Origin of the sequence: Vibrio sp. 10N.261.51.F12 (assembly GCF_041471725.1) — a bacterium.
Lineage (GTDB): Bacteria > Pseudomonadota > Gammaproteobacteria > Enterobacterales > Vibrionaceae > Vibrio.
The window spans coordinates 487,438-511,793 of record NZ_JBFROV010000014.1 but is presented as its reverse complement, the minus strand read 5'-3'; the positions used below and the strand labels follow the sequence as shown (position 1 = coordinate 511,793).

24 protein-coding genes are annotated in these 24,356 nt (G+C 44.5%); 18 read left to right on the top strand and 6 right to left on the bottom strand.

Annotated elements, in window-relative coordinates:
- Positions 1 to 82: 82 nt before the first annotated feature.
- Complete coding sequence (gene gap, locus AB4405_RS09590; protein WP_265673358.1) at positions 83 to 1,078, bottom strand: type I glyceraldehyde-3-phosphate dehydrogenase; 996 nt, start codon at positions 1,076 to 1,078, stop codon at positions 83 to 85.
- A gap of 335 nt (positions 1,079 to 1,413) precedes the next feature.
- Between gap and msrB the strand changes: the two genes are divergently transcribed.
- The gene (msrB, locus tag AB4405_RS09585) at positions 1,414 to 1,824 is read left to right on the top strand and encodes a peptide-methionine (R)-S-oxide reductase MsrB (protein ID WP_102471695.1); all 411 of its coding nucleotides are present in this window, start codon (positions 1,414 to 1,416) and stop codon (positions 1,822 to 1,824) included.
- Positions 1,825 to 1,952: 128 nt separating this feature from the next.
- Here msrB and AB4405_RS09580 read toward each other — a convergent pair whose 3' ends face one another.
- Positions 1,953 to 2,777 carry a DUF2989 domain-containing protein gene (locus tag AB4405_RS09580; protein WP_372060569.1) on the bottom strand — a complete coding sequence of 275 codons (825 nt, stop codon included), beginning with the start codon at positions 2,775 to 2,777 and terminating at the stop codon, positions 1,953 to 1,955.
- A 141-nt stretch (positions 2,778 to 2,918) separates the two neighbouring features.
- On the opposite strand from AB4405_RS09580, the gene AB4405_RS09575 reads away from it, so the two are divergent.
- Positions 2,919 to 3,203 carry a YeaC family protein gene (locus AB4405_RS09575; protein WP_372060568.1) on the top strand — a complete coding sequence of 95 codons (285 nt, stop codon included), beginning with the start codon at positions 2,919 to 2,921 and terminating at the stop codon, positions 3,201 to 3,203.
- 120 nt (positions 3,204 to 3,323) lie between these two features.
- Here the strand turns inward: AB4405_RS09575 and AB4405_RS09570 are convergent, their stop codons facing one another.
- Together AB4405_RS09570 and rne are read right to left on the bottom strand one after the other, a co-directional pair.
- Positions 3,324 to 4,883, bottom strand: coding sequence for a SulP family inorganic anion transporter (locus AB4405_RS09570; RefSeq protein ID WP_102471692.1), 1,560 nt, complete (start codon positions 4,881 to 4,883; stop codon positions 3,324 to 3,326).
- A gap of 297 nt (positions 4,884 to 5,180) precedes the next feature.
- Positions 5,181 to 8,297, bottom strand: a complete 3,117-nt coding sequence (rne, locus tag AB4405_RS09565) for a ribonuclease E (RefSeq protein ID WP_372060567.1) — start codon at positions 8,295 to 8,297, stop codon at positions 5,181 to 5,183.
- A 613-nt stretch (positions 8,298 to 8,910) separates the two neighbouring features.
- On the opposite strand from rne, the gene rluC reads away from it, so the two are divergent.
- A complete protein-coding gene (gene rluC / locus AB4405_RS09560) occupies positions 8,911 to 9,849 on the top strand; it encodes a 23S rRNA pseudouridine(955/2504/2580) synthase RluC (protein WP_102471690.1) in 939 nt (312 codons plus the stop codon).
- Between the two features lie 189 nt (positions 9,850 to 10,038).
- On the opposite strand, the gene AB4405_RS09555 is transcribed toward rluC, so the two are convergent.
- Complete coding sequence (locus AB4405_RS09555; RefSeq protein ID WP_372060566.1) at positions 10,039 to 10,623, bottom strand: nucleoside triphosphate pyrophosphatase; 585 nt, start codon at positions 10,621 to 10,623, stop codon at positions 10,039 to 10,041.
- A gap of 135 nt (positions 10,624 to 10,758) precedes the next feature.
- Here AB4405_RS09555 and yceD point away from each other — a divergent pair, with 135 nt between their 5' ends.
- The 15 genes from yceD (at position 10,759) to AB4405_RS09480 (ending at position 24,176) form a co-directional block, all read left to right on the top strand.
- Positions 10,759 to 11,286: a 23S rRNA accumulation protein YceD gene (yceD, locus tag AB4405_RS09550; protein WP_102471688.1), complete on the top strand. Its 528-nt coding sequence runs from the start codon at positions 10,759 to 10,761 to the stop codon at positions 11,284 to 11,286.
- A gap of 30 nt (positions 11,287 to 11,316) precedes the next feature.
- Positions 11,317 to 11,487 carry a 50S ribosomal protein L32 gene (gene rpmF, locus AB4405_RS09545; protein WP_017025198.1) on the top strand — a complete coding sequence of 57 codons (171 nt, stop codon included), beginning with the start codon at positions 11,317 to 11,319 and terminating at the stop codon, positions 11,485 to 11,487.
- Between the two features lie 9 nt (positions 11,488 to 11,496).
- Complete coding sequence (gene plsX / locus AB4405_RS09540; protein WP_372060565.1) at positions 11,497 to 12,519, top strand: phosphate acyltransferase PlsX; 1,023 nt, start codon at positions 11,497 to 11,499, stop codon at positions 12,517 to 12,519.
- Between the two features lie 8 nt (positions 12,520 to 12,527).
- The gene (locus AB4405_RS09535; protein ID WP_372060564.1) at positions 12,528 to 13,478 is read left to right on the top strand and encodes a beta-ketoacyl-ACP synthase III; all 951 of its coding nucleotides are present in this window, start codon (positions 12,528 to 12,530) and stop codon (positions 13,476 to 13,478) included.
- Between the two features lie 56 nt (positions 13,479 to 13,534).
- Positions 13,535 to 14,458, top strand: a complete 924-nt coding sequence (gene fabD, locus AB4405_RS09530) for an ACP S-malonyltransferase (protein ID WP_372060563.1) — start codon at positions 13,535 to 13,537, stop codon at positions 14,456 to 14,458.
- Positions 14,459 to 14,475: 17 nt separating this feature from the next.
- The gene (gene fabG, locus AB4405_RS09525) at positions 14,476 to 15,210 is read left to right on the top strand and encodes a 3-oxoacyl-ACP reductase FabG (RefSeq protein ID WP_372060698.1); all 735 of its coding nucleotides are present in this window, start codon (positions 14,476 to 14,478) and stop codon (positions 15,208 to 15,210) included.
- Positions 15,211 to 15,372: 162 nt separating this feature from the next.
- Positions 15,373 to 15,606 carry an acyl carrier protein gene (acpP, locus tag AB4405_RS09520; RefSeq protein WP_027697107.1) on the top strand — a complete coding sequence of 78 codons (234 nt, stop codon included), beginning with the start codon at positions 15,373 to 15,375 and terminating at the stop codon, positions 15,604 to 15,606.
- A gap of 95 nt (positions 15,607 to 15,701) precedes the next feature.
- Entirely contained in the window at positions 15,702 to 16,943 is a 1,242-nt protein-coding gene (gene fabF / locus AB4405_RS09515) for a beta-ketoacyl-ACP synthase II (RefSeq protein WP_102471683.1), read from the top strand.
- 79 nt (positions 16,944 to 17,022) lie between these two features.
- The gene (gene pabC, locus AB4405_RS09510; protein ID WP_102471682.1) at positions 17,023 to 17,829 is read left to right on the top strand and encodes an aminodeoxychorismate lyase; all 807 of its coding nucleotides are present in this window, start codon (positions 17,023 to 17,025) and stop codon (positions 17,827 to 17,829) included.
- A complete protein-coding gene (mltG, locus tag AB4405_RS09505) occupies positions 17,823 to 18,839 on the top strand; it encodes an endolytic transglycosylase MltG (protein ID WP_102471681.1) in 1,017 nt (338 codons plus the stop codon). The genes pabC and mltG overlap by 7 nt, the downstream gene beginning before the upstream one ends.
- Positions 18,836 to 19,474, top strand: a complete 639-nt coding sequence (gene tmk / locus AB4405_RS09500) for a dTMP kinase (protein ID WP_372060562.1) — start codon at positions 18,836 to 18,838, stop codon at positions 19,472 to 19,474. The genes mltG and tmk overlap by 4 nt, the downstream gene beginning before the upstream one ends.
- A 3-nt stretch (positions 19,475 to 19,477) precedes the next feature.
- A complete protein-coding gene (locus tag AB4405_RS09495) occupies positions 19,478 to 20,437 on the top strand; it encodes a DNA polymerase III subunit delta' C-terminal domain-containing protein (RefSeq protein ID WP_372060561.1) in 960 nt (319 codons plus the stop codon).
- A 305-nt stretch (positions 20,438 to 20,742) separates the two neighbouring features.
- On the top strand, positions 20,743 to 21,510 hold the full coding sequence (locus tag AB4405_RS09490) for a TatD family hydrolase (RefSeq protein WP_372060560.1): 768 nt from the start codon (positions 20,743 to 20,745) through the stop codon (positions 21,508 to 21,510).
- Between the two features lie 455 nt (positions 21,511 to 21,965).
- Positions 21,966 to 23,399: a PTS glucose transporter subunit IIBC gene (gene ptsG / locus AB4405_RS09485; protein ID WP_372060559.1), complete on the top strand. Its 1,434-nt coding sequence runs from the start codon at positions 21,966 to 21,968 to the stop codon at positions 23,397 to 23,399.
- A gap of 195 nt (positions 23,400 to 23,594) precedes the next feature.
- Entirely contained in the window at positions 23,595 to 24,176 is a 582-nt protein-coding gene (locus AB4405_RS09480) for a hypothetical protein (RefSeq protein ID WP_372060558.1), read from the top strand.
- 78 nt (positions 24,177 to 24,254) lie between these two features.
- Here the strand turns inward: AB4405_RS09480 and AB4405_RS09475 are convergent, their stop codons facing one another.
- Positions 24,255 to 24,356 carry a MetS family NSS transporter small subunit gene (locus AB4405_RS09475; protein WP_106427128.1) on the bottom strand — a complete coding sequence of 34 codons (102 nt, stop codon included), beginning with the start codon at positions 24,354 to 24,356 and terminating at the stop codon, positions 24,255 to 24,257.

The following is a 24,356-nucleotide window of genomic DNA, read 5'->3' as shown; positions in this document are numbered from 1 at the left end:
AGAATAGGAATACACACTTTTTGGGTACAAAAAAGGCGACCCTAAGAGTCGCCTTTTTTAAAGTTGGAGCTAGATGCTTACATTACTTAGAGATGTGAGCTACTAGGTCTAGAACTTTGTTTGAGTAACCGATTTCGTTGTCGTACCAAGATACAACTTTAACGAATTTGTCAGTTAGAGCAACACCAGCTTTAGCATCGAATACTGAAGTTTGAACTTCACCGATGAAATCTTGTGATACTACTTGGTCTTCAGTGTAACCTAGAACACCTTTAAGCTCGCCTTCAGATGCTTCTTTCATAGCAGCACAGATTGCTTCGTAAGATGCAGCAGTCTTAAGGTTAACAGTTAGGTCAACTACAGATACGTTAGCAGTTGGTACACGGAAAGCCATACCAGTTAGAAGGCCGTTTAGTTCTGGAAGAACAACGCCTACTGCTTTAGCTGCACCAGTTGAAGATGGGATGATGTTTTGAGAAGCACCACGGCCACCGCGCCAGTCTTTCGCTGAAGGACCATCTACAGTTTTTTGAGTTGCTGTAGTTGCGTGAACTGTTGTCATAAGACCAGATTCGATACCGAACTTGTCGTTAAGAACTTTAGCAACAGGTGCTAGACAGTTAGTAGTACAAGAAGCGTTAGAAACGATGTCTTGACCAGCGTAAGTTGAATCGTTCACACCCATAACGAACATTGGAGTTGCGTCTTTAGAAGGGCCAGTTAGAACAACTTTCTTAGCACCAGCAGTGATGTGCTTACGTGCAGTCTCATCAGTTAGGAAAAGACCAGTTGCTTCAGCAACTACGTCAACACCGATTGCATCCCACTTAAGATCTTCTGGGTTGCGCTCTGCTGTAACACGTACAGTTTTACCGTTAACGATAAGGTTTCCACCTTCAACTTCAACAGTACCGTTGAAACGGCCGTGTGTTGAATCGTACTTAAGCATGTATGCCATGTACTCAACGTCGATTAGATCGTTAATACCTACTACTTCGATATCGTTGCGCTCTTGCGCTGCACGAAATACGAAACGACCGATACGGCCAAAACCGTTAATACCTACTTTGATAGTCATTATGTTGCTCCACAACTTAATTTCTGTTTTAAGATAACTGGTAGTAAAATTACAGAATCCAGTCACTAACTTCAATAGATAATCGAAATTAATTTGTTTAAAGTCAAAAAAAAGTGTCGGATTTCTTAACGTTTAGTAATAAGTGACTGTTTTTTGAACTTTAGTTGTATTTCTGTAATGTTAAAATTATGTGTTTAACCTTTGTGGTTAGCTGGGTTAACATATTTGAAACAGACGGTGTCATATAGTTAAACAGCGTGCTACAGCAAAGTTTACTCTTTGAACAATCTCAGAGTGAGTAAAATGTAGTCAATAAAAAAGGGAGTGTAAAGGTCATGAGTGATGAAAAAAAAACGGTGACTAAGACTGATGCAGACTGGCGTGATGAGCTGACGGAAGAACAGTATAGAGTCTGTCGACAACAGGGCACTGAAGCACCATTCAGTGGTACCTTGTTACACAATAAAGATAGCGGCCTTTATCGCTGCACTTGTTGTGGTGTTGCACTGTTTGAATCAAACAACAAGTATGACTCTGGCTGTGGTTGGCCGAGTTTTGATGCGCCGCTACGCAGCGATGCTATTCGTTATATTGATGATACGAGTCACGGTATGGTGAGAGTAGAAATACGTTGTAGCACATGTGATAGTCATTTAGGGCATGTATTTGAAGACGGTCCAAAAACAACAGGGGAACGTTATTGCGTTAACTCTGTGTCGTTAATTTTCAACAAAAGTGAAAGTTAAAACAGATTTTAATCGGCCGATTGTATCATTATTACAAATCAGTATTGATTAAGATAACGCGCAGGCGCGCGTTTTTCGTTTTAGAGGCTAATGATTATAAAGGGTAGTGATCCCTACGGTGAATGGATTTAATGTGAAAAAGTAATGAGTGATTGGTTGCGATTAAACGCTCCTGATTCCAGAGACGACACAATCGCCTCAGCTTGTTCATCAAGTTGACGATATTCGTCATGATTTAGAGCAAACAACCGCTTTAATTCATTGTCAGAAACAATAGGGATATTGAATTGCTTGCCGACCATGGTCCAAAGATAGGATTCGCGTGAACGTGATAACGTGTAATTAACACTCGCCAAAGATTTAAGTGCATCAGTATTGATATTTCCATCGGAAGATAGCTCCAATGAATGGACTAATAATTCGTGTGTTTTCAACTTGTCTCGTGAGATGTAGTAAGTGGCTAATGCGTACTGCATTGCTGCTGTTTCCAATGCAGCATCGCCTTCCATTGCAAGAAAGCGCCTCTTTGCCATGGTATTGCCCGTCTCACTCCATAAAAAATATAATGTCTCGGGCTTAGTCGATGACATCAGTTTGGTTTGTATTCGCATTTGCTCATCTATGGCGTAAACAAGAGCATTAAAGCGCTTTTCTTTTAATGCGGCTTGCTCAATAGGCTGTATTTGCGACGCAAGCTCTAAGCATTTCCGATATTCTCGAAGTAAATAAAATTCTTCGATCTGAGAGGGCTCAGTAAAAGTATCTAATGTCTCGTAACGATGCCAGATCAAGTCGGTGCGCGCGATTCGACATTGTCCATCGTTGACATTAAGTGATGAACATTCAAGCCCAGGTTCTGACGAACATACTTGGTCGGTGTTTTTTCTAGATTCAAAGCAACCTGTTAAAAGAGAAGAGGAAGCGAGTAAGAGTACGGCGTAATGTATTTTCATTGATTTACTTGTGATCAGAAACACTGAATGATGGAGCTCAACTTGACTCAGTGTATCATCAGGTTATGGTTCCAGTAAGGAATTAACCTCGCAGAACTCAGTTTTTGCGCCACTGTAATTTTGAGAAAAAGAAGGTTCAGAATGGATGTAGAGCAACTCTTAAACGCAATGACACCTGATGTCTATGACCGCCTTATTTATGCATGTGAGACTGGCAGATGGCCAGAGGGTGCAGCTTTGTCACAAGAACAGAAAGATTCCTGTATGCAGGCAGTGATGTTGTATCAGTCGAAGCATAATGTTGACCCGCAACACATGTCAGTGGCCGCAGGAGGGGAAATATCCTTCAAATCTAAATCAGAATTGAAAAAACAATTTTCAGCGGATCAAGCTGATATTGTAAGAATGAAGGTTGCGGATAGTTAAGCGCTTGATGGTTTGCTTCCAAAGAATCTTACTATGTAGCCATCAAATAATAAGGGACCTCGTGGTCCCTTATTATTTTTGTATTACACGAGATTTTTAATCCTCGCTAACCGCCGTTCATTAACCTGCAAGAATGTCCGTAGCCACTTTGTAGCTTGGGTCTTCTTTAACGTTAATCTCAACTAGGCTTCCTGCTTTTTGCAGCAGCGCACGGCAATCAGGACTAAGGTGCCTTAGGTGTAAGGTTTTACCTACCGCATTATAACGCTCTGCCAAAGTCTCAATAGCTTCAATAGCTGAGTGGTCAGCGACGCGTGATTGAGCGAAATCAACAATCACATCTTGCGGGTCGTTAGGCGCATCAAACAACTCTAGGAAGTTAGCGGCAGAACCGAAAAAGATAGGGCCATTCACCTTATATTCTTTTGAGCCTTCCTCATTGGTGTGGCTACTTGCATAGATATGCTTCGCGTGTTGCCAAGCAAACATCAGCGCAGAGACAACAACGCCAATCGCAACGGCAACAGCAAGGTCTGTTAGAACGGTAACAACCGTGACTAGGACGATGACGAAGAAATCTTGTTTTGGTACACGACGAGCAAGCTTGAACGTCGCCCATTCGAATGTACCGATAACCACCATAAACATGACACCAACCAGTGCAGCTAGAGGGATCATTTCAATCATTGCGGAAGCAAATAAAATGAAGAACAGTAGAGCACCAGCTGCAACAATTCCAGATAAACGACCACGACCACCGGAATTGACGTTAATCATTGACTGTCCAATCATCGCGCAACCACCCATAGCACCGAATACGGAGCAGGTAACGTTCGCAAGACCTTGACCAACACACTCACGGTTTGATTGTCCACGAGTATTGGTCATTTCATCAAGTACCGTTAGAGTCAGTAATGATTCAATCAAACCGATAGCGGCTAAGATGATGGCGTATGGAAGAATGATGTTAAAGGTTTCAAGCGTGAACGGAACCGCTGGGATGGAGAAAGTCGGCAGCGAGCCTGCTAGCGTGGCTGAGACGTCACCAGACATCGTTCTAAGGAAATCAACGACCGTACGGGTTTCTAACCCTAACAAGTGCACTAGAGCAGTAACACCGACTATTGCAACAAGTGATGAAGGGACGGCAGTGGTAAGTTTTGGTAAGAAATGAATGATAGCCATAGTTAAAGCGACTAGGCCTAACATGATGATCATCTGCCCTTGTGGCAACCAGGTCATAACACCATTGATATCGGGGGCTTTAAATTGTCCCATTTGAGCAAGGAAAATAACAATCGCTAGGCCGTTAACAAAACCAATCATGACGGGGTGTGGCACCATGCGAATGAATTTACCCAGCTTAAATAGTCCGGCGGTAATCTGCAAAAAGCCAGCGAACATAACAGCCGCAAATAGATATTGCACCCCATGGGTGGCCACTAAGCTCACCATTACTACTGCCATTGCACCCGTTGCACCAGATATCATACCCGGGCGACCACCAAAAATAGAGGTGATTAGGCCCACGATAAAGGCCGCATAAAGGCCTACCATCGGGTCAACCCCTGCGACGAAGGCAAAAGCTACCGCTTCGGGTACTAACGCTAAGGCTACGGTTAGCCCTGATAACACATCGTTTTTAACGGAGTGCTTAGAAAATTGTGGAAACTCAAACATAGGATTCAATTCAATAGTTGTGTTGGATAAAAATCCATTCCAAACAGCGCAAGCGACGACATTATTAAAAAGGGGTGTTGCTGCAAAATTTGCGGCAATTCAAAGCTAATTACTGTCATTATCTACTTATCATGTGACAAAGATATGGCGTATTGGTAATGAAAAGGACAAGGTTGCGCATGCTACAGAAATGTGAGGAGAAGTTCAATAATGAAACGAAATGTGTCGAGTTAAATTAGCATAAAAAAAGGGCTACCCAAAGGCAGCCCATCTTACATTGCTAATGACTTAACTTAATTAATAGTTAGGTTTAGTCATTCCTGCACCAGCACTACTTCTTGCAACTTGGCTACCTGCACCTTTTGGTGTGTAGCGTTCGGTTTTAAGTGCAGCAGCTTTAATTTCAATTTGACCTAGCTCAGCTTGACCTGGAGCCTTCGCCATTCCTGCACTTGCGTGCCCTTTGGCTGTGATCTTTGTTGGTTTCGCTTTCGCTACCGCTTTTTTAACCGGCTCAGCTTTCGCTTCTACAGTTGGTGTGACGGTTTCAGCAACTGGCGCTTCAACAGTTGGTTCTTCAACGATGTGCTTTTCAACAACCGGAACGTCAACAGCAGGCACTTCAGTTACTGGGGTTTCAACGATAGCGGTTTCAACACTCGGCGCTTCGACAGCTGGTGTGTCGAGAACCTGAGCTGTCTCAACTGCTTTCACTTCGGCAACTGCCGCTTCTGTAACCTTAGGCTCAACCACAGCGGCTTGTAGCGCTGTTGCTTTAGCAACGTTCGCATCAGCGACAACTGCAGAGCTTAGGATGATCACCTTACCCATTGCCATTTCAGGGCGAGATACACCTGAAGTGATCATTGGAATGGTTACGTCATTCACTTGCTCTTTTTGTGCTTTGGCTTTTGGTGCTGGTTTGATAATACCGTAGCTTGGCATTACTTTACCCATTGCCATCTCAGGAGAGGCAACGCCACCTTTTCTTAGTCTAAACGGATTTGGACGACGGTCACGACCACGACGACGACGTTGTCCGCTTGCTCGCAAATGACGAGGTGAACGGCGGTTTCGGCGCTGTTTGCCTTCTTCTTTTGCAGGTGCATCTGTTTGAGCAGCGTCAACAACGGCTTCAACAGCTTGAGTCGTCTGTACTACTTTATCGTCTTGTGCTTTTGCGCTCTCAACGGCTTGAACTGCAGGTTCAACTTCTTGCTGAGCGTTTTGATCTTTGGTGCGAATTTGCTTGGTCAACTTACGACGTTGACGGCGCTCTTTGATCTTCGCAGTTTTCTCTTCGGTACGAGGTGCTTTCTCTTCCGCGCGAGGGGCGGCTTTTTCAGCTTGAACCTCGGCTGCGATTTGCTGACCTTGCTCTTCGACCTTTGACTTATTCGCTACATCTTCGCGTTGTGGCTTATTGCGACGATTTTGAGGCTTATTGCGGCGATTTTGTGGCTTGCGAGGCTCTTGAGCCGTATCCGCTTGCTCTTTCGCAGTGTCATTTTCTTGAGTCGGCTTACGACGATTCCTGTTGCGGTCATTGTCACGAGAATCGCGATTGTCGCGAGAATCACGGTTATTACGACGGCGTTGGTCGTTACGGTTGTTACGACGTGGCTTGTCGTTACGTTGAGTGTCTTTTTTCTCTGGTTCTTCGGTTTCTTTCTTCGGTTCTTCAGTCGAAGAGAAGAAAGCACTGATAGCCGAGAAGAAACGCGACACTAAGCCAGGTTCATTGCTGTCTTTTGCTACTTCCGCTTTTGCTTTAGGGGCAGGCTTTGGTGCCGTTGGTGTTGGTGCCGGCGTTGCAAAACCTTGAACAGCAGGTTGCTCGATCTTACGTGGCTTGATTTCAGTTTCAGGAACTTCTTTGCTCTCGGCTTCTTTAAGCGCGTCGATCTTCTTAGGAAGTAGGTAAGAAAGAAGGTCATGCTCTTCGCCATCACGGACACGAATTACCTCGAAATGAGGCGTTTCCATATCAGAGTCTGGAACAATAGTAATCTTAACTTCTTGCACGCGTTCGATGTGATTGACAGAACGGCGTTTTTCATTAAGAAGGTAAGAGGCAATTGGTACCGGTACAATCGCTAGGACTTGGCACGTATTGTCTTTTAGCGCTTCTTCTTCGATTAAACGAAGGACAGAAAGTGCTAGGGATTCGTTGTCACGAACCACACCGGTACCCGTACAGCGAGGACAAATGTGGTGACTCGCTTCAGCCAATGATGGGCTTAAACGTTGGCGAGACATCTCAAGTAAACCAAAGCGTGAGATACGACCGATTTGAACGCGAGCACGATCGATACGGACGGCTTCACGCAGGCGGTTCTCTACTTCTCTTTGGTGACGCACTGGTGTCATATCGATAAAGTCGATAACCACCAAACCACCTAGGTCACGTAGACGAAGTTGACGAGCAATTTCGTCAGCAGCTTCTAGGTTGGTGTTAAGTGCTGTTTCTTCGATATCGCTGCCCTTTGTTGCACGAGCTGAGTTAATATCGATAGAGGTCAATGCTTCTGTTGGGTCGATAACAATTGAACCACCAGATGGGAGTCGAACTTCACGCTGGAACGCAGACTCGATTTGGCTTTCGATTTGATAATGACTAAACAGTGGCACTTCACCGTCGTATTTTTTAACGCGGCTGACAAAATCTGGACGGACGTGCTCAATGTGTTGTTTTGCACGTTCGTAGATTGTGTTGCTATCAATTAGGATCTCACCAATATCGCGACGTAGGTAGTCACGTAAAGCACGGACAATGACGTTACTTTCTTGGTGAATGAGGAAAGGTGCAGGGTTAGCGTCTGAAGCATTTTTAATGTTGCCCCAGTTATTGAGAAGGAATTTTAAATCCCACTCTAGCTCTTCGGCACTTTTGCCTACACCTGCAGTACGGACAATTAACCCCATACCTTGTGGTAGTTCAAGCGTGCTTAGTGCTGCCTTAAGTTCTGTGCGTTCATCACCTTCGATGCGACGAGAAATTCCGCCAGCTCTTGGGTTATTTGGCATCAATACTAGGTAGCTACCTGCGAGTGAAATAAAGGTTGTGAGTGCCGCGCCTTTGCTACCACGCTCTTCTTTTTCAACTTGCACGATAACTTCTTGGCCTTCCTTCAAGACATCTTTGATGCTTGGGCGACCCTGGTAGGTATAACCAGCTGGGAAGTATTCGCGTGCAATTTCTTTAAGAGGGAGGAAGCCGTGGCGGTCAGCGCCATAGTCAACGAATGCGGCCTCTAAGCTAGGCTCAACTCGTGTGATACGACCTTTATAGATATTTGCTTTTTTTGATTCGTGACCAGGACTTTCAATATCAAGGTCAAATAGTCGCTGGCCATCAACCAGAGCGACACGCAACTCTTCTTTTTGAGTTGCGTTGATTAACATTCTTTTCATTACGGAAATTCTCGTTTTATTTTCTTTGTTTTCATCGTTGCTCTTGTCACAGAGGTCGTACCTCGTGGTGCCTGATCCCATGGCTAATAAATGCAGCCTCCCGGCTGGAGGGGATGCTCTGGGGCACTACAGTCATCACACAAGTTCTACTTGGGTGATCCGCATATGGCGGTAATACTCAAAACACGAATACGTGAGTAGATGACAAGGCTGCCTTAATTATCAACGTCTTATGCCGTACGCAGCGTCTCAATATTAAGGGCTCTACTCATGGTGTAGATTACGTATGGATAATGCTGATAAATAGTAAAATAAAATCTAATCATCCTACGCAGCTGTGAACTATAGCAGTGCAAGGATTTATCGGCAATCAGCTTTACGACAAACCACAGAAAAAAACAGCTTTAAAGTGTTTCAAAGTCGACTAATTGCCTGAATTTTCGTCTTATTTTGCTAATGCTCATTTTTCTTTGTGCAAATTGGATGAAATTTATCCACAGCTTGTCCATGCTACGTTAAACGAGCTTGCGATGAATTGGTGCGTGGGTAATCAGGCGGGGTTAGGTAGAAGAAAGCGTTATTTTCTTGACGCTTTGGGTGTTATAATCGCCAAATGAGTGAAATAAGAACTAAAGTCCAATTTGTCGATATAGACGACGATATGGCTGGTCAGCGCATTGATAACTTTTTGCGCAACCAATTAAAAAGTGTACCGAAAAGTGTGGTGTATCGAATTGTCCGCAAGGGAGAAGTTCGCGTTAACAAAAAAAGAGTTAAAGCGGAATACAAGCTTCAAGCGGGGGATATCGTTCGAATTCCACCTGTGACGATTGAGGAAAAAGACGACGAGGCGCCAGTGAGCACTAAGTTGAATAAAGTCGCAGAGTTGGAATCGTTTATTATCCATGAAGACGATCATCTATTGATTCTAAACAAGCCATCCGGTACGGCAGTCCACGGCGGCAGTGGTTTGAAGTTTGGGGCCATTGAGGCGCTTAGGGCGTTGCGTCCTCAAGCTCGCTTTCTCGAATTAGTTCATCGTATTGACCGGGATACTTCTGGTATTCTTTTGGTGGCAAAAAAACGGTCTGCATTGAGACATTTGCAAGCGCAGTTTAGAGAGAAAACCGTACAGAAATATTATTTTGCACTTGTCATGGGAAATTGGAAGCCAAGCTGCAAAGTGGTGAAAGCGCCGCTGTTGAAAAACGAAGTAAACAGCATTGTCCGAGTCAACCCGAATGGCAAAGCGTCAGAAACTCGTTTTAAAGTGCTTCAAGCATTTGAAGACGCGACGCTGGTTCAGGCGAGTCCGATTACCGGACGCACTCACCAAATTCGTGTGCACGCTCAATATACGGGTCATCCGATTGCTTGGGATGATCGTTACGGTGACCGCCGTTTTGATGCTTACACCGCAAAGGTGGGTCTTAATCGTCTGTTCTTGCATGCCGCAAATATTATATTTGTGCACCCTGCGACTGAAGAGCGTATGGAGATACATGCAGAGATGGAGCCTAAACTAACCCAAGCTCTTTCTCGTTTAAAATAACACGTTGATGATTCGAGCAATATGACCTTAGTGGTATTGCTCGCATCGTTAAGACAGTCAATTGCTGACACGCTTTAGCGTTGTCAGTTCGAACCCTGTCGGCTTGTCTAACTGACAGTGACTATTGTCAATGCCTAGCCTAATCAATGTTTTGCCTAATCAATGGTTGCGCGTAATCGAACGATACGCCTAACTTAATGGCGATACCCCATGTTTTTCTAGCATCGAGACAAGCTCAATTATTGGTAAACCAACGAGTGTGTTGGGATCTTTACCATTCATGGATGCGAACAAACTGATGCCTAAACCTTCACTCATAAAACTGCCAGCGCATTGCAGTGGTTGTTCTATATCGACATATCGGGTGATCTGCTGCAGGTTCAATTGCCTGAATGTGACATCAAACGTGTCGACGCATACTTGAGATTGATGACGAACGGTATCGTAGAGTGCTAAGCCGGTATAGAAACGGATGGTTTTCCCACTTTGTGCTGAGAGTTGTTTAATCGCATTTTCGCGAGTTAACGGCTTACCTATTATGCTGCCATCAATCACACATACTTGGTCGCTACCAATGACGAGTGAGTTAGGTTCATGTGATAGGGCTTCGGCTTTTCCTAGTGCTAATCGCTTCACTAAGTCGTGTGGTGACTCACTAGGGTGCGCAGTTTCATCAAAGTTGGGTGACTTTGCAATAAACGGCAGCCCTAACTTGGCAAGTAACTCAGCTCGATAAGGCGATGTTGAGGCGAGGATCAATTGAATTGGTTCCATTTTTGCTATCATTTTTTTATCATTTAAGTGGTTTTTAGAGTAATCTGGAGATTCTTAAACGTAAGGTGAAAAAAGTACAACTTTTTTGCCTTTTTCTTTGACTAAATTTGATTTGGAAGATAATATTCGCGCCCTATGCAGAAGGTAAAAATACCGCGAACGGTTGATCCGTCCAAGACAGCACAGAAAAGACTCGATTTAGATGGCATCATCCAAGTGAGTTTATTCAAGCGTCTTCACGAGTCAGTTGAAAGCGTAAAACGCGATGCGAACGTATCATTGTCCTTTGGGCATGATGAACAGCGATTAGTTGTTATCTCTGGTAAAGCTAACATCGAAGTCGACTTAGAGTGTCAACGTTGTAACGAATCTTTCGCACATGAGTGCGAAGTCCAATTTACTTATACTCCTTATTTTAGTGAGAAAAGTGAAGAGGAAGCACCTGAAGATTATGATTTGGTAGATCTTAATGAATACGGTGAAGTAGATTTGATACGACTAGTTGAAGACGAGTTCATCTTAAACCTGCCTCAAATAGCAATGCATGACGACGCAGATTGTAGCGTTAACTCAAATAATATGGTGTTTGGTGAACTTCCAGAAGAAGCTATTGTGGAAGAGAAACCGAATCCATTCGATGTTTTGAAAAGCTTAAAGAAATAATTTTTAAGCATTTACATAGGAGTAGGGTCAATGGCCGTACAAAAAAGCAAAAAGTCACGTTCAATGCGTGGCATGCGTCGTTCACATGATGCGCTAACTACTAGTGCTCTATCTGTAGACGCAACTTCAGGTGAAACTCACCTACGTCACAATGTGACTGCTGACGGTTACTACCGTGGCAAAAAGGTTATCAACAAGTAAGGTTGACCTTTGCATAATATAACCGTTGCACTTGATGCAATGGGCGGGGACTTCGGTCCTTCCGTAACAGTGCCTGCCGCCGTGCAGGCATTGTCGCATTTCCCAGAGCTGAAAGTTATTATCGTCGGCGATCAAGTGGCGATACAAAACCAACTTACCGAACTCGGTTACCAATGTCACAACCGTCTTACGGTCGTGCACAGTGACCGTGTCATATCGAATTCAGAAAAACCTTCTTTAGCCCTTCGTCATAGCCACGATACGTCAATGCGCGTCACGATTGATCTCGTTGAATCAGAACAAGCTGATGCCTGTGTGAGCAGCGGTAATACGGGCGCATTGATGGCGCTTTCACGTTTTCGTCTCAAGCTTCTATCTGGCATTGATAGACCAGCATTAGTTTCTGCTCTTCCTACTGCACTGGGTAATAAAACATGGATGCTGGACCTCGGTGCAAACGCATCTGTTGACGCCGATTCATTGTTTCAGTTTGCGGTGATGGGCAGCGCACTTGCGGAGCAGCACTTGGGGAGAAAACCAAGAGTCGCGATACTCAATATTGGCGCTGAAGAGATTAAAGGCAATGATTTAGTAAAACGTTGCTCTGAAATGTTGTCGCAAACACATTCTATCCATTATATTGGTTATATTGAAGGTAATGAGTTACTTCATGATGCGGCGGATGTGGTTGTGTGTGATGGTTTTGTAGGAAATACAGTACTAAAGGCATGTGAGGGAACAGCTCAACTTTTTGTTGATAAGTTGAAAGCTCGCTTGTCCGCCTCAACGCTTAAAGGATGGATAGCGCGAATATTGTTCTCCGATCTTATAAGTGAGGTGAAAACACTGAACCCCGACCAGTATAACGGGGCAAGTTTGTTAGGATTGCGCGGCATTGTCATTAAAAGCCATGGAAGTGCTGATGTCCCAGCACTTGTTAATGCTATAGGCGAAGCAGTCCACGAGGTTAGACGTCAAGTGCCTAACCAGATAAGTGATCGTCTAGAAGCAGTGTTACTCGAGAGGCAATAATAGTCTTCATGTATAGCAAAATATTAGGTACAGGCAGCTACTTGCCGTCTCAGGTGCGTTCAAACGCAGACTTAGAGAAAATGGTAGAGACTACAGATGAGTGGATCGTGACGCGTACTGGCATTAAAGAACGCCGTATCGCCGCTGAAGATGAAACCGTTGCTGATATGGGGTATCACGCCTCTGTAAATGCTATTGAGATGGCAGGCATCGATAAAAATGATATCGATATGATCATTGTTGCCACCACGAGCAGCAGTCATGCCTTTCCTTCATCGGCCTGTCAAATTCAAGCTAAGCTAGGTATTCAAGGCTGCCCCGCCTTTGACATGGCAGCAGCATGTACTGGGTTTGTCTACGCTTTATCTGTTGCTGATCAACATATTAAAACGGGTATGTGTAAAAACGTTCTAGTGATTGGCTCTGATTGCTTATCAAAGACAATTGAAGAAATTGATCGTTCAACGGTCATTTTGTTTGGTGATGCCGCTGGAGCGGTTGTTCTTAGCGCCAGTGAAGAGCCCGGCATTCTATCAACACATACCTATGCGGATGGTCGATTTGGCGATCTACTTAGTCTTGAGATGCCAGTTCGAGGCGGAGAGCTTGATAAGTGGCTCAGTATGTCAGGTAACGAAGTCTTTAAAGTCGCGGTGACGCAATTGTCTAAGCTAGTGAAAGATACTTTGGCAGCAAACGACATGGATAAATCTGATCTTGATTGGTTAGTACCGCATCAAGCGAACTATCGTATTATTTCCGCCACAGCGAAAAAGTTAGGTATGCCGATGGATCAAGTGGTTATCACTCTGGATCGTCACGGTAATACTTCCGCCGCTACCGTACCGACTGCCCTTGATGAAGCGGTGCGTGATGGACGAATTAAACGTGGACAGAATTTATTGCTCGAAGCCTTTGGCGGCGGATTTACTTGGGGTGCGGCTTTGGTCCGTTTCTAACTCCGAGTATTGAGTTATCCCTATTTATATTGATTGCGTTGTTTAAGGAAATATCAATGAGTAATTTTGCAATCGTGTTCCCTGGTCAGGGTTCACAAACAGTTGGTATGCTTGCTGAACTTGGTGAGCAGTTTGACATTGTTAAGGAAACCTTCGCTGAGGCGTCCGACGCTTTAGGTTATGATTTGTGGGCACTTGTCCAAAATGGCCCAGCAGAAGACCTTAATCAAACGCACCGAACTCAACCGGCATTGCTAGCATCTTCTGTCGCTATTTGGCGTGTTTGGCAGCAACAAGGTCTTGAGCAACCAAGTATGATTGCGGGACATAGCCTTGGTGAATACTCTGCGCTAGTGTGTGCAGGCGTTATTGATTTCAAAGAAGCGATCAAATTGGTTCAATTGCGTGGACAATTAATGCAAGAAGCCGTCCCTGCAGGCGTTGGAGCAATGTATGCCATCATCGGTTTAGATGACGCAGCCATTGCCAATGCTTGTGAAGAAGCCTCGCAAGGTGAAGTCGTTTCGCCTGTCAATTTCAACTCACCAGGTCAAGTCGTTATTGCGGGTAATAAAGCAGCGGTTGAGCGAGCGGGTGTACTGTGTAAAGAAGCGGGTGCCAAACGTGCGCTGCCATTACCGGTATCGGTACCATCTCACTGTGCTTTGATGAAGCCTGCAGCCGATAAGCTTGCTGTCGCGTTACAAGACATTGAATTCAGTGCTCCAACATTGCCTGTCATCAACAATGTTGCTGTGATTGCAGAAACGGATCCTGAGAAGATTAAAGCCGCGTTAGTTGCGCAGCTGCATAGCCCGGTTCGTTGGACCGAAGGCGTGCAAAAAATGAGTGAAGAGGGCGTTGAGAAGTTATTTGAACTCGGCCCTGGCAAAGTACTAACAGGTTTAACGAAACGCATTGTTAAAACGCTAAGTGCGGCAGCAGTCAATGACTCTGCATCACTTGAAGCAGCGAAATAATAAGGAAAAGTAAAATGATGAACCTAGAAGGCAAGATTGCCTTAGTAACGGGTGCAAGTCGTGGTATTGGCCGTTCTATAGCAGAACTGCTTGTAGAACGCGGCGCAACGGTTATTGGTACTGCTACCACGGACAATGGCGCTGCTGCTATTAGTGAATATCTTGGTGAGAACGGTAAAGGCTTTGCGTTGAACGTAACTGATACTGCATCGATCGAAGCGTCGCTAAAGCAAATGACCAGCGAATTTGGTCCTATTGATATTCTGGTGAACAACGCAGGTATTACTCGCGATAATTTGTTAATGCGTATGAAAGATGACGAATGGACAGATATCATGGACACCAACTTGACTTCGATCTTCCGTCTTTCTAAGGCAGTGATGCGTGGCATGATGAAAAAACGTCAAGGCCGTATCATTAATGTAGGTTCTGTTGTTGGCACGATGGGCAACGCAGGTCAAGCGAACTATGCAGCTGCGAAGGCGGGTGTCATTGGGTTTACTAAGTCTTTGGCACGTGAAGTGGCTTCTCGTGGTGTGACGGTGAACACAGTTGCACCAGGTTTTATTGAAACTGATATGACAAAAGCGCTGAATGATGAGCAACGAGCTGCTACACTAGCGAACGTACCTGCAGGTCGTTTAGGTGACCCTCGTGAGATTGCTTCAGCAGTTGTATTTCTTGCATCTCCAGAAGCGGCTTATATCACGGGTGAGACTCTTCATGTGAACGGCGGCATGTATATGGTTTGATCTGCGCAACTTTTGTGCATGATTTAAGTCAAAAATGTACTGAATTTCGGTTAAATTCGCGAAAATTGTGGTTTGACCAGCAAGGACCCCCTTGCAACTTTCAACAGTTCGAATAAACTACGGAAACATCGCATTGAGCGAAATCTGTAAAGGAAAAGAAAAATGAGCAACATTGAAGAACGCGTAAGAAAAATCATTGTAGAACAGCTAGGTGTAGACGAAGCAGAAGTTAAAAACGAAGCTTCATTTGTTGACGATCTAGGTGCAGACTCTCTAGACACAGTTGAGCTAGTAATGGCTCTAGAAGAGGAATTCGATACTGAGATTCCTGACGAAGAAGCAGAGAAAATCACTACTGTTCAAGCGGCTATCGACTACGTAAATAGCGCTCAGTAATATCTCTCCCAGGCGGCCTTCTGGCCGCCTGTGTTTTTTTAACCATCTTCTATCCTTTCAAATAGAATCATTTCAATCCCCCGGAGAATAAAATCATGTCCAAGCGTCGTGTTGTTGTCACTGGCATGGGTATGTTGTCACCGGTAGGCAACACCGTAGAATCTTCATGGAAAGCCCTATTAGAAGGTCAAAGTGGTATCGTTAATATCGAGCACTTTGATGCAACTGAATACTCCACTCGCTTCGCTGGCTTAGTCAAAGACTTTGATTACAGTGAATACCTGACTAAAAAAGATGCACGTAAAATGGATTTATTTATCCAATATGGCATCGTGGCAGGCATGCAAGCTATTAAAGACTCAGGCCTTGAAGTTAATCCAGACAATGCTCACCGTTACGGTGTGGCAATCGGCTCTGGTATTGGCGGTCTAGACTTAATCGAAGCGGGATATAATGCGTTGGTAGGTAAAGGCCCTCGTCGTGTAAGTCCTTTCTTTGTACCATCAACCATCGTTAACATGGTTGCTGGACAGCTATCTATCTTCGCAGGCTTACGTGGCCCTAACATAGCTATTTCTACAGCGTGTACCACTGGTTTGCACAATATCGGCCACGCCGCTCGTATGATCGCTTATGGCGATGCTGATGCGATGGTTGCTGGTGGTTCTGAAAAAGCGTCTACGCCTTTAGGCATGGCGGGTTTCGGTGCTGCTAAAGCCTTGTCGACTCGTAATGACGAGCCTCAAAAAGCCTCACGTCCTTGGGATGTTGATCGCGATGGCTTTGTATTAGGAGACGGCGCAGGTGTAATGGTTGTTGAAGAATACGAACATGCGAAAGCTCGTGGCGCTAAAATTTATGCTGAAATCGTTGGTTTCGGAATGAGTGGCGATGCCTACCACATGACATCGCCAAGCGCAGATGGTTCAGGTGGTGCGTTAGCAATGGAAGCGGCGATGCGTGATGCGGGCGTAACTGGTGAACAGATCGGTTATGTTAATGCTCACGGAACATCAACACCAGCGGGTGACGTTGCAGAAATCAACGGTATCAAGCGCGCACTAGGTGAAGCCGGTTCTAAGCAAGTTTTAGTGTCTTCTACTAAGTCAATGACGGGTCACCTTTTAGGTGCTGCTGGTTCGGCTGAAGCAATTATTACGGTGATGTCTCTTGTTGATCAAATTGTCCCGCCGACAATCAACCTAGACAACCCAGATCCAGAAATCGATATCGACTTAGTGCCTCACACGGCTCGTAAAGTTGATATGGAATATGCACTATGTAACTCTTTTGGCTTTGGTGGTACAAACGGATCGCTTATCTTTAAGAAGATCTAATCACCGCGTTAAAAAGTCACTTGTATTCAAACGGCTTGATGCTTTAGCATTAAGCCGTTTGTTTATTTAAGGAAGAAACATGTTCTGGCGAGATGGACAGCTCATCGACAACGTATCAGTACGGGACAGAAGTTTTCAGTACGGTGACGGTTGCTTTACAACGATACTGACAAAATGTGGCAATCTAGAATTGTGGCCTCAACATATTGCTAGAATGAACACGGCGCTCGACACATTACAAATACCGCACCCTGATTGGTCTGCTGTTCATGACAATTTGTCATCTATTGCACTCAAGGCACCACTTGCTGGACTGAAAGTTCATGTGAGTCGAGGTGAAGGCGGACGAGGGTATAGTACATTGGTGGGTGATGGACCGATTACCACTATAAGTCGATTCGATTACCCTTCCCATTATGGTTTGCTTAAATCACGCGGACTATCGTTGATGTTATGTGATACTCGACTCGGACTTAATCCATTGTTAGCCGGGATTAAACACAACAATCGATTGGAGCAGGTGCTGGTCAAAGCGGAAATAGAGAAAACAAATTTTGATGATGGCCTTGCTCTTGATCTCAATGGCAATGTTATAGAAACGAGCATGGCAAATGTATTCTGGGTCCACCGCGGTGCGGTTTATACACCTTCACTCGTTTATTCTGGCGTAGCCGGTGTCATGAGAGAGCAGATAATTAAAGCACTCGAGGTCTTAGGGATCACGCTGCACATTGGAGAGTTTCCTGTGACTTCGATAATGACAGCAGAAGAAATATTTGTGTCGAATTGTATTCTAGGGGTTGCACCTGTGAACAGAATTCAGGAAGCTTCGTTGCCAATAGGCAGCATTACAAGACGTATTCAGGAGAATCTAGGTCAGTGTTAAAAAAGCTATTAATGTTAATTATTGTGTTAAGTGCAGTGGCACTTGGTGCTCTATTTTACGCTCAGAAAGGTGTTGATGCTTTTCTCGGTCAGACGCTTCGTATTGAATCACCTCAGTTGGTCACGGTTAAACGTGGAAACAACCTCAATACAGTATTTTCTCAATTTGAGGATAATGGTTGGATAGAAGCAAGCCCATTTACCCAATTAGTTCGTCGTTTTCATCCTGAGCTTTCTCAACTTAAAGTTGGAACTTTCCAGCTCAAGCCAGGTATTGATCTCACTCAGGCCATTGACGTGTTAAACGAAGGTACGGAATTTCAGCTTGCGATTACCTTTATTGAAGGCTCTACGTTTAAAGAATGGCGTGAGCAGCTCATTGAAGCGGACCATTTAAACAAAATTACCAGCGAAATGTCTGAGGCTGACATTGCGAAAGCGCTTGATATTTCGCAACATAAACTTGAAGGCTTATTTCTAGCGGAAACTTACCATTATTCTGTTGGTGATACTGACCTTGATATTCTTCGTCGCGCTCATACTAAATTGAATCGAGTGTTAAATAAAAACTGGGATGAGAAGCAGGCAAACCTGCCGCTAAATAATCAATATGAAGCACTCATCTTGGCGTCGATTATTGAGAAAGAGACGGCAGTTGCTTCTGAACGAGAGCGTGTGGCGTCTGTGTTTGTCAATCGCTTGAATCGACCAATGCGCTTACAAACTGATCCTACGGTTATTTACGGCATGGGTGATAGATATGACGGTAATATTCGTAAGAAAGACCTGCGTGAGAAAACGCCTTACAATACCTATGTGATCGATGGCTTGCCGCCAACACCGATCGCTATGCCTGGAGAAGCCTCTATTCATGCTGCGCTCAATCCAGAGAAAAGTAACTATCTCTATTTTGTGGCGAGTGGTAAAGGAGGGCACGTGTTCTCCAAGAACCTCAGAGATCACAATCGCGCCGTGCAACAGTATTTAAGAACGATAAGAAGCCAAAAATGAGTCAAGCCAAATTTATTGTCATCGAAGGATTAGAAGGCGCAGGTAAGAGTACTGCGATTGCAACACTTCGTTCAGAACTAGAAAAAGCAGGTATCAGCCATATTACTAATACCCGTGAGCCGGGAGGGACAACCCTCGCGGAAAAAATGCGGGCATTGGTCAAAGAAGAACAGGCTGATGAAGCGCTGCAAGACCGTTCAGAGCTACTACTTATGTACGCTGCTCGAATTCAACTAGTAGAAACGGTAATTAAGCCTGCATTAGCACAGGGAACATGGGTCATTGGTGATCGTCATGATATGTCATCTCAGGCTTATCAAGGTGGTGGTCGTCAGATAGATCAGGGGACCATGCAGTCTCTCAAGAAGATTGCCCTAGGAGATTTCAAACCAGACTTTACGCTGTATCTGGACATTGACCCAAGGCTGGGGCTTGAGCGTGCGCGTGGGCGTGGCGAACTGGACCGTATTGAAAAAATGGATATTGGTTTTTTTGAACGTACTCGTGCTTCTTATCTTACGATGGCGGAGTCTGACGACAGTGTGGCTATTATCGATGCGAGCCAATCGATTGACGGTGTGCAGAGCAGTATCAAAGAGGCGGTGCAAGCGTGGCTAATAGAGCAGAAGGAGTAAGTAGTGGAAAGCTATCCTTGGCTTCAAAGTCTATGGCTTCAGCTTAAACAGAACCTCGATAATGAGAGAATGCCTGGTGCCTTATTGATTCAAGCACAAAATGGCCTAGCTTCGGATGCTTTAATAGCGAAGTACGTTGCTGGTGTTATGTGTCAGAACGATAATTCAGAAGCGTGTGGTTTTTGCCATTCATGTGATTTATTAAAAAGCGAATCACATCCTGATGTTCATTACTTGCTTCCAGAAAAAGATAAAAAGGCCTTATCGGTTGACCAGATTCGTCAAGCAAACAAGTGGGCTTACGAATCTTCTGCGTTTGGCCGAACCCGTGTCATCATCATTCCAAATGCAGAAACCATGAATATTGCCTCTTCGAATGCTTTGCTCAAAACATTGGAAGAGCCTCCCAAGAACTGCATGTTTTTGTTGTCGGCAGAGAATGCACGGTTATTGCTTCCTACCATTCGGAGCCGTTGCGAAGTATGGCATATCGCTTTACCTAATGCGCAAACGTGCTTGGATTGGGTTAGTGAACAATGGGGTAAGCCAGTGCCTGAGTCTGCGGGTTATCTATGCAGTTATGAACCTCTAACGGTTCTTAACTTTTTAAAAGATAAACAGGATAAGTCTTACGATCAAATCATGGCGTCATTCCTTACTTTTTTGCAGGGTAGTCGACTTGACACCTCTATTGTGTGGAGTGAGATAGCAAAAAGTAAGATAGACTTTTCGGTAGTCCTAGGATGGTATTGGCATCTATTGTGTGCAGCTCAAAAACAATCACTAGGCGTCGATGGTGTGTCGAAGCTTCGAGAAGCAAAAGTATTGAGTCAACTATTTAGCTATGAGTGTTTATTTCAACAAGGGAGTCGAATTCAAGCATTGAGAGAGCAATTACGCATGAGTCCTGGCCTTAACGGCGAAGTTCTTTTCGCAAGTTGGTTGTATCAGTTCGATTCGTAACTTTCTTCGCTGATGTTATTTTTTGTATGTCTCTACCTCGTGGTTTATCGAGATAGAGGTCAAGCGCAGGGCAGCTGTTGATGGTCGTCATCAATTGACGATTGTCACGTGACATTTTTCACCTGTGTCAGCGGCAACCTTTGTAAGCTATAGTGGTTTAGCGGTACCGTGTCAGGCACAAACTGGTTGCCGCGGTGATCGGATTTTTTGTTTAGACAGTATGATCCGTTGTTGTCTTTAATGGCCGTTCATTAGACGTTATCATCTCGTCGTTATTTCTATTCTCAACAGTAAGTACTATTCCTATGTTTGTAGATTCTCATTGTCACCTCGATAAACTCAATTTAGAAGCACACCCTCAGGGTCTTCAAGACATCATTAACAATGCTAAGGCGGCTAACGTTCATAAGCTGTTGTCCGTAGGGGTTACATTGGGGGCATTTCCAGGGATGATGAAGCTAATTGAACCGTATCCGGAGGTGATGGCTTCTTGTGGTGTTCATCCTCTTGATGTAGAAAGTGATTTTTCACTCGCTACCTTCAAAGAATACGTCAATCACCCTAGAGTGGTAGCCGTGGGTGAGACAGGCTTAGATTATCACTACATGCCGGAAACGGCTGATTTACAAAAGCAACGCTTTGAACAACAAGTCGAAGTGGCCGTCGCGGTTGATAAACCATTGATCATTCATACTCGTGATGCGAGAGAAGACACGCTATCGATATTGCGCAACGGTCATGCTGAACGTTGTGGTGGGGTGATTCACTGTTTTACCGAAGACCTTCCTTTTGCAGAAGCCGCGATGGATTTAGGGTTCTATATTTCAATCTCAGGCATTGTTACGTTCAAGCAGGCCAAGGAGTTAAAAGACGTTGTTAGGCATCTACCGATAGAGCGGTTACTTATTGAGACTGATTCGCCTTATTTAGCGCCAGTGCCCCATAGAGGAAAAGAGAACCAACCTGCGTATGTGGTTGAGGTAGCAGCGTATATTGCACAATTAAAAGGCATTTCGCTTAGTGAAGTAGGGAATAGAACGTCAGAAAACTACACCACTCTTTTTTTACGGTGATAATCAAGTTTGCTCGAATTTTGATTAAAAAAGGTGCTCGACGCACCTTTTTTTGTTTTTGCAAGTTTAATGGTTAACAATAAGTTAAGGTTAACTATGGGTTTTGAATGAAAGTCCGATCTGCAACACACACTGTTATTACGTTACGTAAAATAACTTACACGCCTATTTTATTCACCCAGTAAAATTAATTGATAGTATTGTTTAACTCTTTTTATTCAATGAGTTATTTGTGTTTTTGACCTTTATTTACGACGTTTTTGACTGTGATCTACTCATAGTTTTGCAACTTAATATCGTTACACTGTAGAAACTATTAGGGGCAACGAGCTATATTTGTTGGCAGAAAATACAAATCATAATGTGGTTACATTTTCATTGGGTGCTAACATTTAAGGCTGCGGGGGTGTGCCGTTAGTACCCATTAATCTAATAACTTTATCAGGAGCATAAACATGTTTAAGAACCTTTTTGCTAACCTGCAAAAAGTTGGTAAGTCGCTGATGCTACCAGTATCAGTTTTACCAGTTGCAGGTATTCTATTAGGGGTGGGCGCTGCCGACCTTAGCTTTATTCCAGGTGTTGTTTCAAACCTAATGGAACAAGCGGGTGGCTCAGTCTTCGGTCAGATGGCATTGCTATTTGCCGTTGGTGTTGCACTAGGCTTTACGAACAATGACGGTGTTGCGGGTCTTGCGGCTATCGTTGGTTACGGCATCATGACAGCTACGCTGAGCGTTATGGCTGAAATCATGGGCGTTGAAGGCATCGATACTGGTGTTCTAGGTGGCATCCTTGTAGGTGGTGTTGCAGCTTGGGCATTCAACCGTTTCTTCAAAATTCAGCTTCCAGAGTACCTTGGGTTCTTCGCTGGTAAGCGTGCTGTGCCAATTATTACTGGTTTTGCAGCCATTGGTCTTGGTATCGTACTTTCTATCATCTGGCCACCAATTGGCGGCGCAATCAGCGCATTCTCTGACTGGGCTGCACATCAAAACCCAACAGTAGCATTTGGTATCTACGGTATCGTTGAGCGTTCTCTGATTCCATTCGGTCTTCACCACGTTTGGAACGTACCATTCTTCTTCGAAGCAGGTACTTGTATCAATGCAGCTGGCGAAACTCAAAACGGTGTTCTGACTTGTTACCTAGTTGCGGATGACGCTTCTCGTGCAGCAGGCAACGGCTTTGGTCAGCTAGCTGGCGGTTACATGTTCAAGATGTTCGGTCTACCAGCAGCGGCGATTGCTATTGCACATTGTGCTAAGCCTGAAAACCGTGCGAAAGTAATGGGTATCATGGCTTCTGCAGCATTGACTTCATTCCTGACGGGTATCACTGAACCAATCGAATTCTCTTTCCTATTCGTTGCTCCAGTATTGTACGCAATTCACGCTCTTCTAGCGGGTTCTGCATACGTTGTTGCTAACATGCTTGGTTTTGTACACGGTACATCGTTCTCACACGGCCTAATCGACTTCCTAGTACTTTCTGGTAATGCTCAGAAGATGGGGCTGATGGTAGGTGTTGGTCTTTGTTACGCAGCTATCTACTACTTTGTATTCCGCACTGTTATCACAGCGATGGACCTTAAAACTCCAGGCCGTGAAGACGAGTCAGAAGATGAAGTAACAGTTCAGTCTGGTACAGAAATGGCGGGTGAGTTGGTTGCAGCATTTGGCGGCAAAGCAAACATCACGGGTTTAGACGCTTGTATTACTCGTCTACGTGTTGCAGTAGCAGATGTAGAAAAAGTAGACCAAGATAAACTTAAAAAGCTAGGCGCAGCAGGTGTTGTTGTTGTTGCTGGTGGTGTACAAGCTATCTTCGGTACAAAATCTGATAACCTTAAAACAGATATGGATGAGTGGATTCGTAACCACGGTTAATATCTGATGAGTTAACTCATAATCTAAAAGGGAAGCGGATGCTTCCCTTTTTTGATCTCGCTTGAAAGCTTTCTTGTCTCTTTCCTTTCCATGACATAACAACCACGCCATTCACTAAAATCTCTGCAATTTTGTCGTATCCAATATTAGCGCTCGTTATATAGAAGAGTCATGAACCATGCAGGGAACCTATACATGAAATCAAATACTATTCAATGCATCACTTTTTTAAGTTTGATGCTCTTTTCTTCAGTGACGCTAGCGGCGGCTAATACTGCAGGTGGTGAAGAAGAGTGGCAGATTGTAGAAGAAGGTAGCACAACAAGCTCGGCAGCCGCCCCAGCGCCGGCTAAGGCATCAACGAGTACTCGTTCATCGAATAATACTCAATCGGCGAATAAGCCACGCAGTTCGAGCCGCAGTAGTGGCAATAGCTCTGGCGGTTTTAAAATCGGTATGGGTTTAGATCAAGGATTGAGTGTGGTTGGCCAGATTAATAACACGGTTAACTTTGCAATAGGGAATGACGGTATTGCGGCAGATTACATTTTTAATCGTGGGCGTTTTGGTGGGGATGTTCCGTTTACGTGGTTTGCTGGTGTTGGTGGTCAGATTAAGCGCTCTGATAATTTTGGCCCAAGGATTGCTCTTGGGGTGGAATTGGATATCTCGAATGGTTGGGATGCGTACGCGCAACTTACGCCAAACATGATGTTCCACAAAAGCGACCTGAAATTGGGCATCGGCGCGGGTATCGGTATTCGTTACAGCTTTTAAGCACCTCACTTTTTCTGACGAATTAGTCCCAAGAAAAAAGCCAGCATCAAATGCTGGCTTTTTCTATTTTAGTTGTTTTTACTTGTGGTTCTTGTCCATGGCTTTTTTGATACAGTAAGACGCGCCGCCCCATGTAATGCCTAAACCCAAAACCATCATTATAATCGCACTTGTTGTCAT

Bases quoted from the DNA above. Each gene is read 5' to 3' on its own strand.
- gap (WP_265673358.1), bottom strand. From the start codon at position 1,078: ATGACTATCAAAGTAGGTATTAACGGTTTTGGCCGTATCGGTCGTTTC.
- fabD (WP_372060563.1), top strand. From the start codon at position 13,535: ATGAGTAATTTTGCAATCGTGTTCCCTGGTCAGGGTTCACAAACAGTT.
- AB4405_RS09580 (WP_372060569.1), bottom strand. From the start codon at position 2,777: ATGAAAATACATTACGCCGTACTCTTACTCGCTTCCTCTTCTCTTTTA.
- AB4405_RS09480 (WP_372060558.1), top strand. From the start codon at position 23,595: ATGAAATCAAATACTATTCAATGCATCACTTTTTTAAGTTTGATGCTC.
- yceD (WP_102471688.1), top strand. From the start codon at position 10,759: ATGCAGAAGGTAAAAATACCGCGAACGGTTGATCCGTCCAAGACAGCA.
- AB4405_RS09570 (WP_102471692.1), bottom strand. From the start codon at position 4,883: ATGTTTGAGTTTCCACAATTTTCTAAGCACTCCGTTAAAAACGATGTG.
- fabG (WP_372060698.1), top strand. From the start codon at position 14,476: ATGAACCTAGAAGGCAAGATTGCCTTAGTAACGGGTGCAAGTCGTGGT.
- AB4405_RS09490 (WP_372060560.1), top strand. From the start codon at position 20,743: ATGTTTGTAGATTCTCATTGTCACCTCGATAAACTCAATTTAGAAGCA.
- rne (WP_372060567.1), bottom strand. From the start codon at position 8,297: ATGAAAAGAATGTTAATCAACGCAACTCAAAAAGAAGAGTTGCGTGTC.
- ptsG (WP_372060559.1), top strand. From the start codon at position 21,966: ATGTTTAAGAACCTTTTTGCTAACCTGCAAAAAGTTGGTAAGTCGCTG.
- rpmF (WP_017025198.1), top strand. From the start codon at position 11,317: ATGGCCGTACAAAAAAGCAAAAAGTCACGTTCAATGCGTGGCATGCGT.
- fabF (WP_102471683.1), top strand. From the start codon at position 15,702: ATGTCCAAGCGTCGTGTTGTTGTCACTGGCATGGGTATGTTGTCACCG.
- tmk (WP_372060562.1), top strand. From the start codon at position 18,836: ATGAGTCAAGCCAAATTTATTGTCATCGAAGGATTAGAAGGCGCAGGT.
- AB4405_RS09575 (WP_372060568.1), top strand. From the start codon at position 2,919: ATGGATGTAGAGCAACTCTTAAACGCAATGACACCTGATGTCTATGAC.
- pabC (WP_102471682.1), top strand. From the start codon at position 17,023: ATGTTCTGGCGAGATGGACAGCTCATCGACAACGTATCAGTACGGGAC.
- AB4405_RS09555 (WP_372060566.1), bottom strand. From the start codon at position 10,623: ATGGAACCAATTCAATTGATCCTCGCCTCAACATCGCCTTATCGAGCT.
- acpP (WP_027697107.1), top strand. From the start codon at position 15,373: ATGAGCAACATTGAAGAACGCGTAAGAAAAATCATTGTAGAACAGCTA.
- AB4405_RS09475 (WP_106427128.1), bottom strand. From the start codon at position 24,356: ATGACAACAAGTGCGATTATAATGATGGTTTTGGGTTTAGGCATTACA.
- AB4405_RS09535 (WP_372060564.1), top strand. From the start codon at position 12,528: ATGTATAGCAAAATATTAGGTACAGGCAGCTACTTGCCGTCTCAGGTG.
- msrB (WP_102471695.1), top strand. From the start codon at position 1,414: ATGAGTGATGAAAAAAAAACGGTGACTAAGACTGATGCAGACTGGCGT.
- rluC (WP_102471690.1), top strand. From the start codon at position 8,911: ATGAGTGAAATAAGAACTAAAGTCCAATTTGTCGATATAGACGACGAT.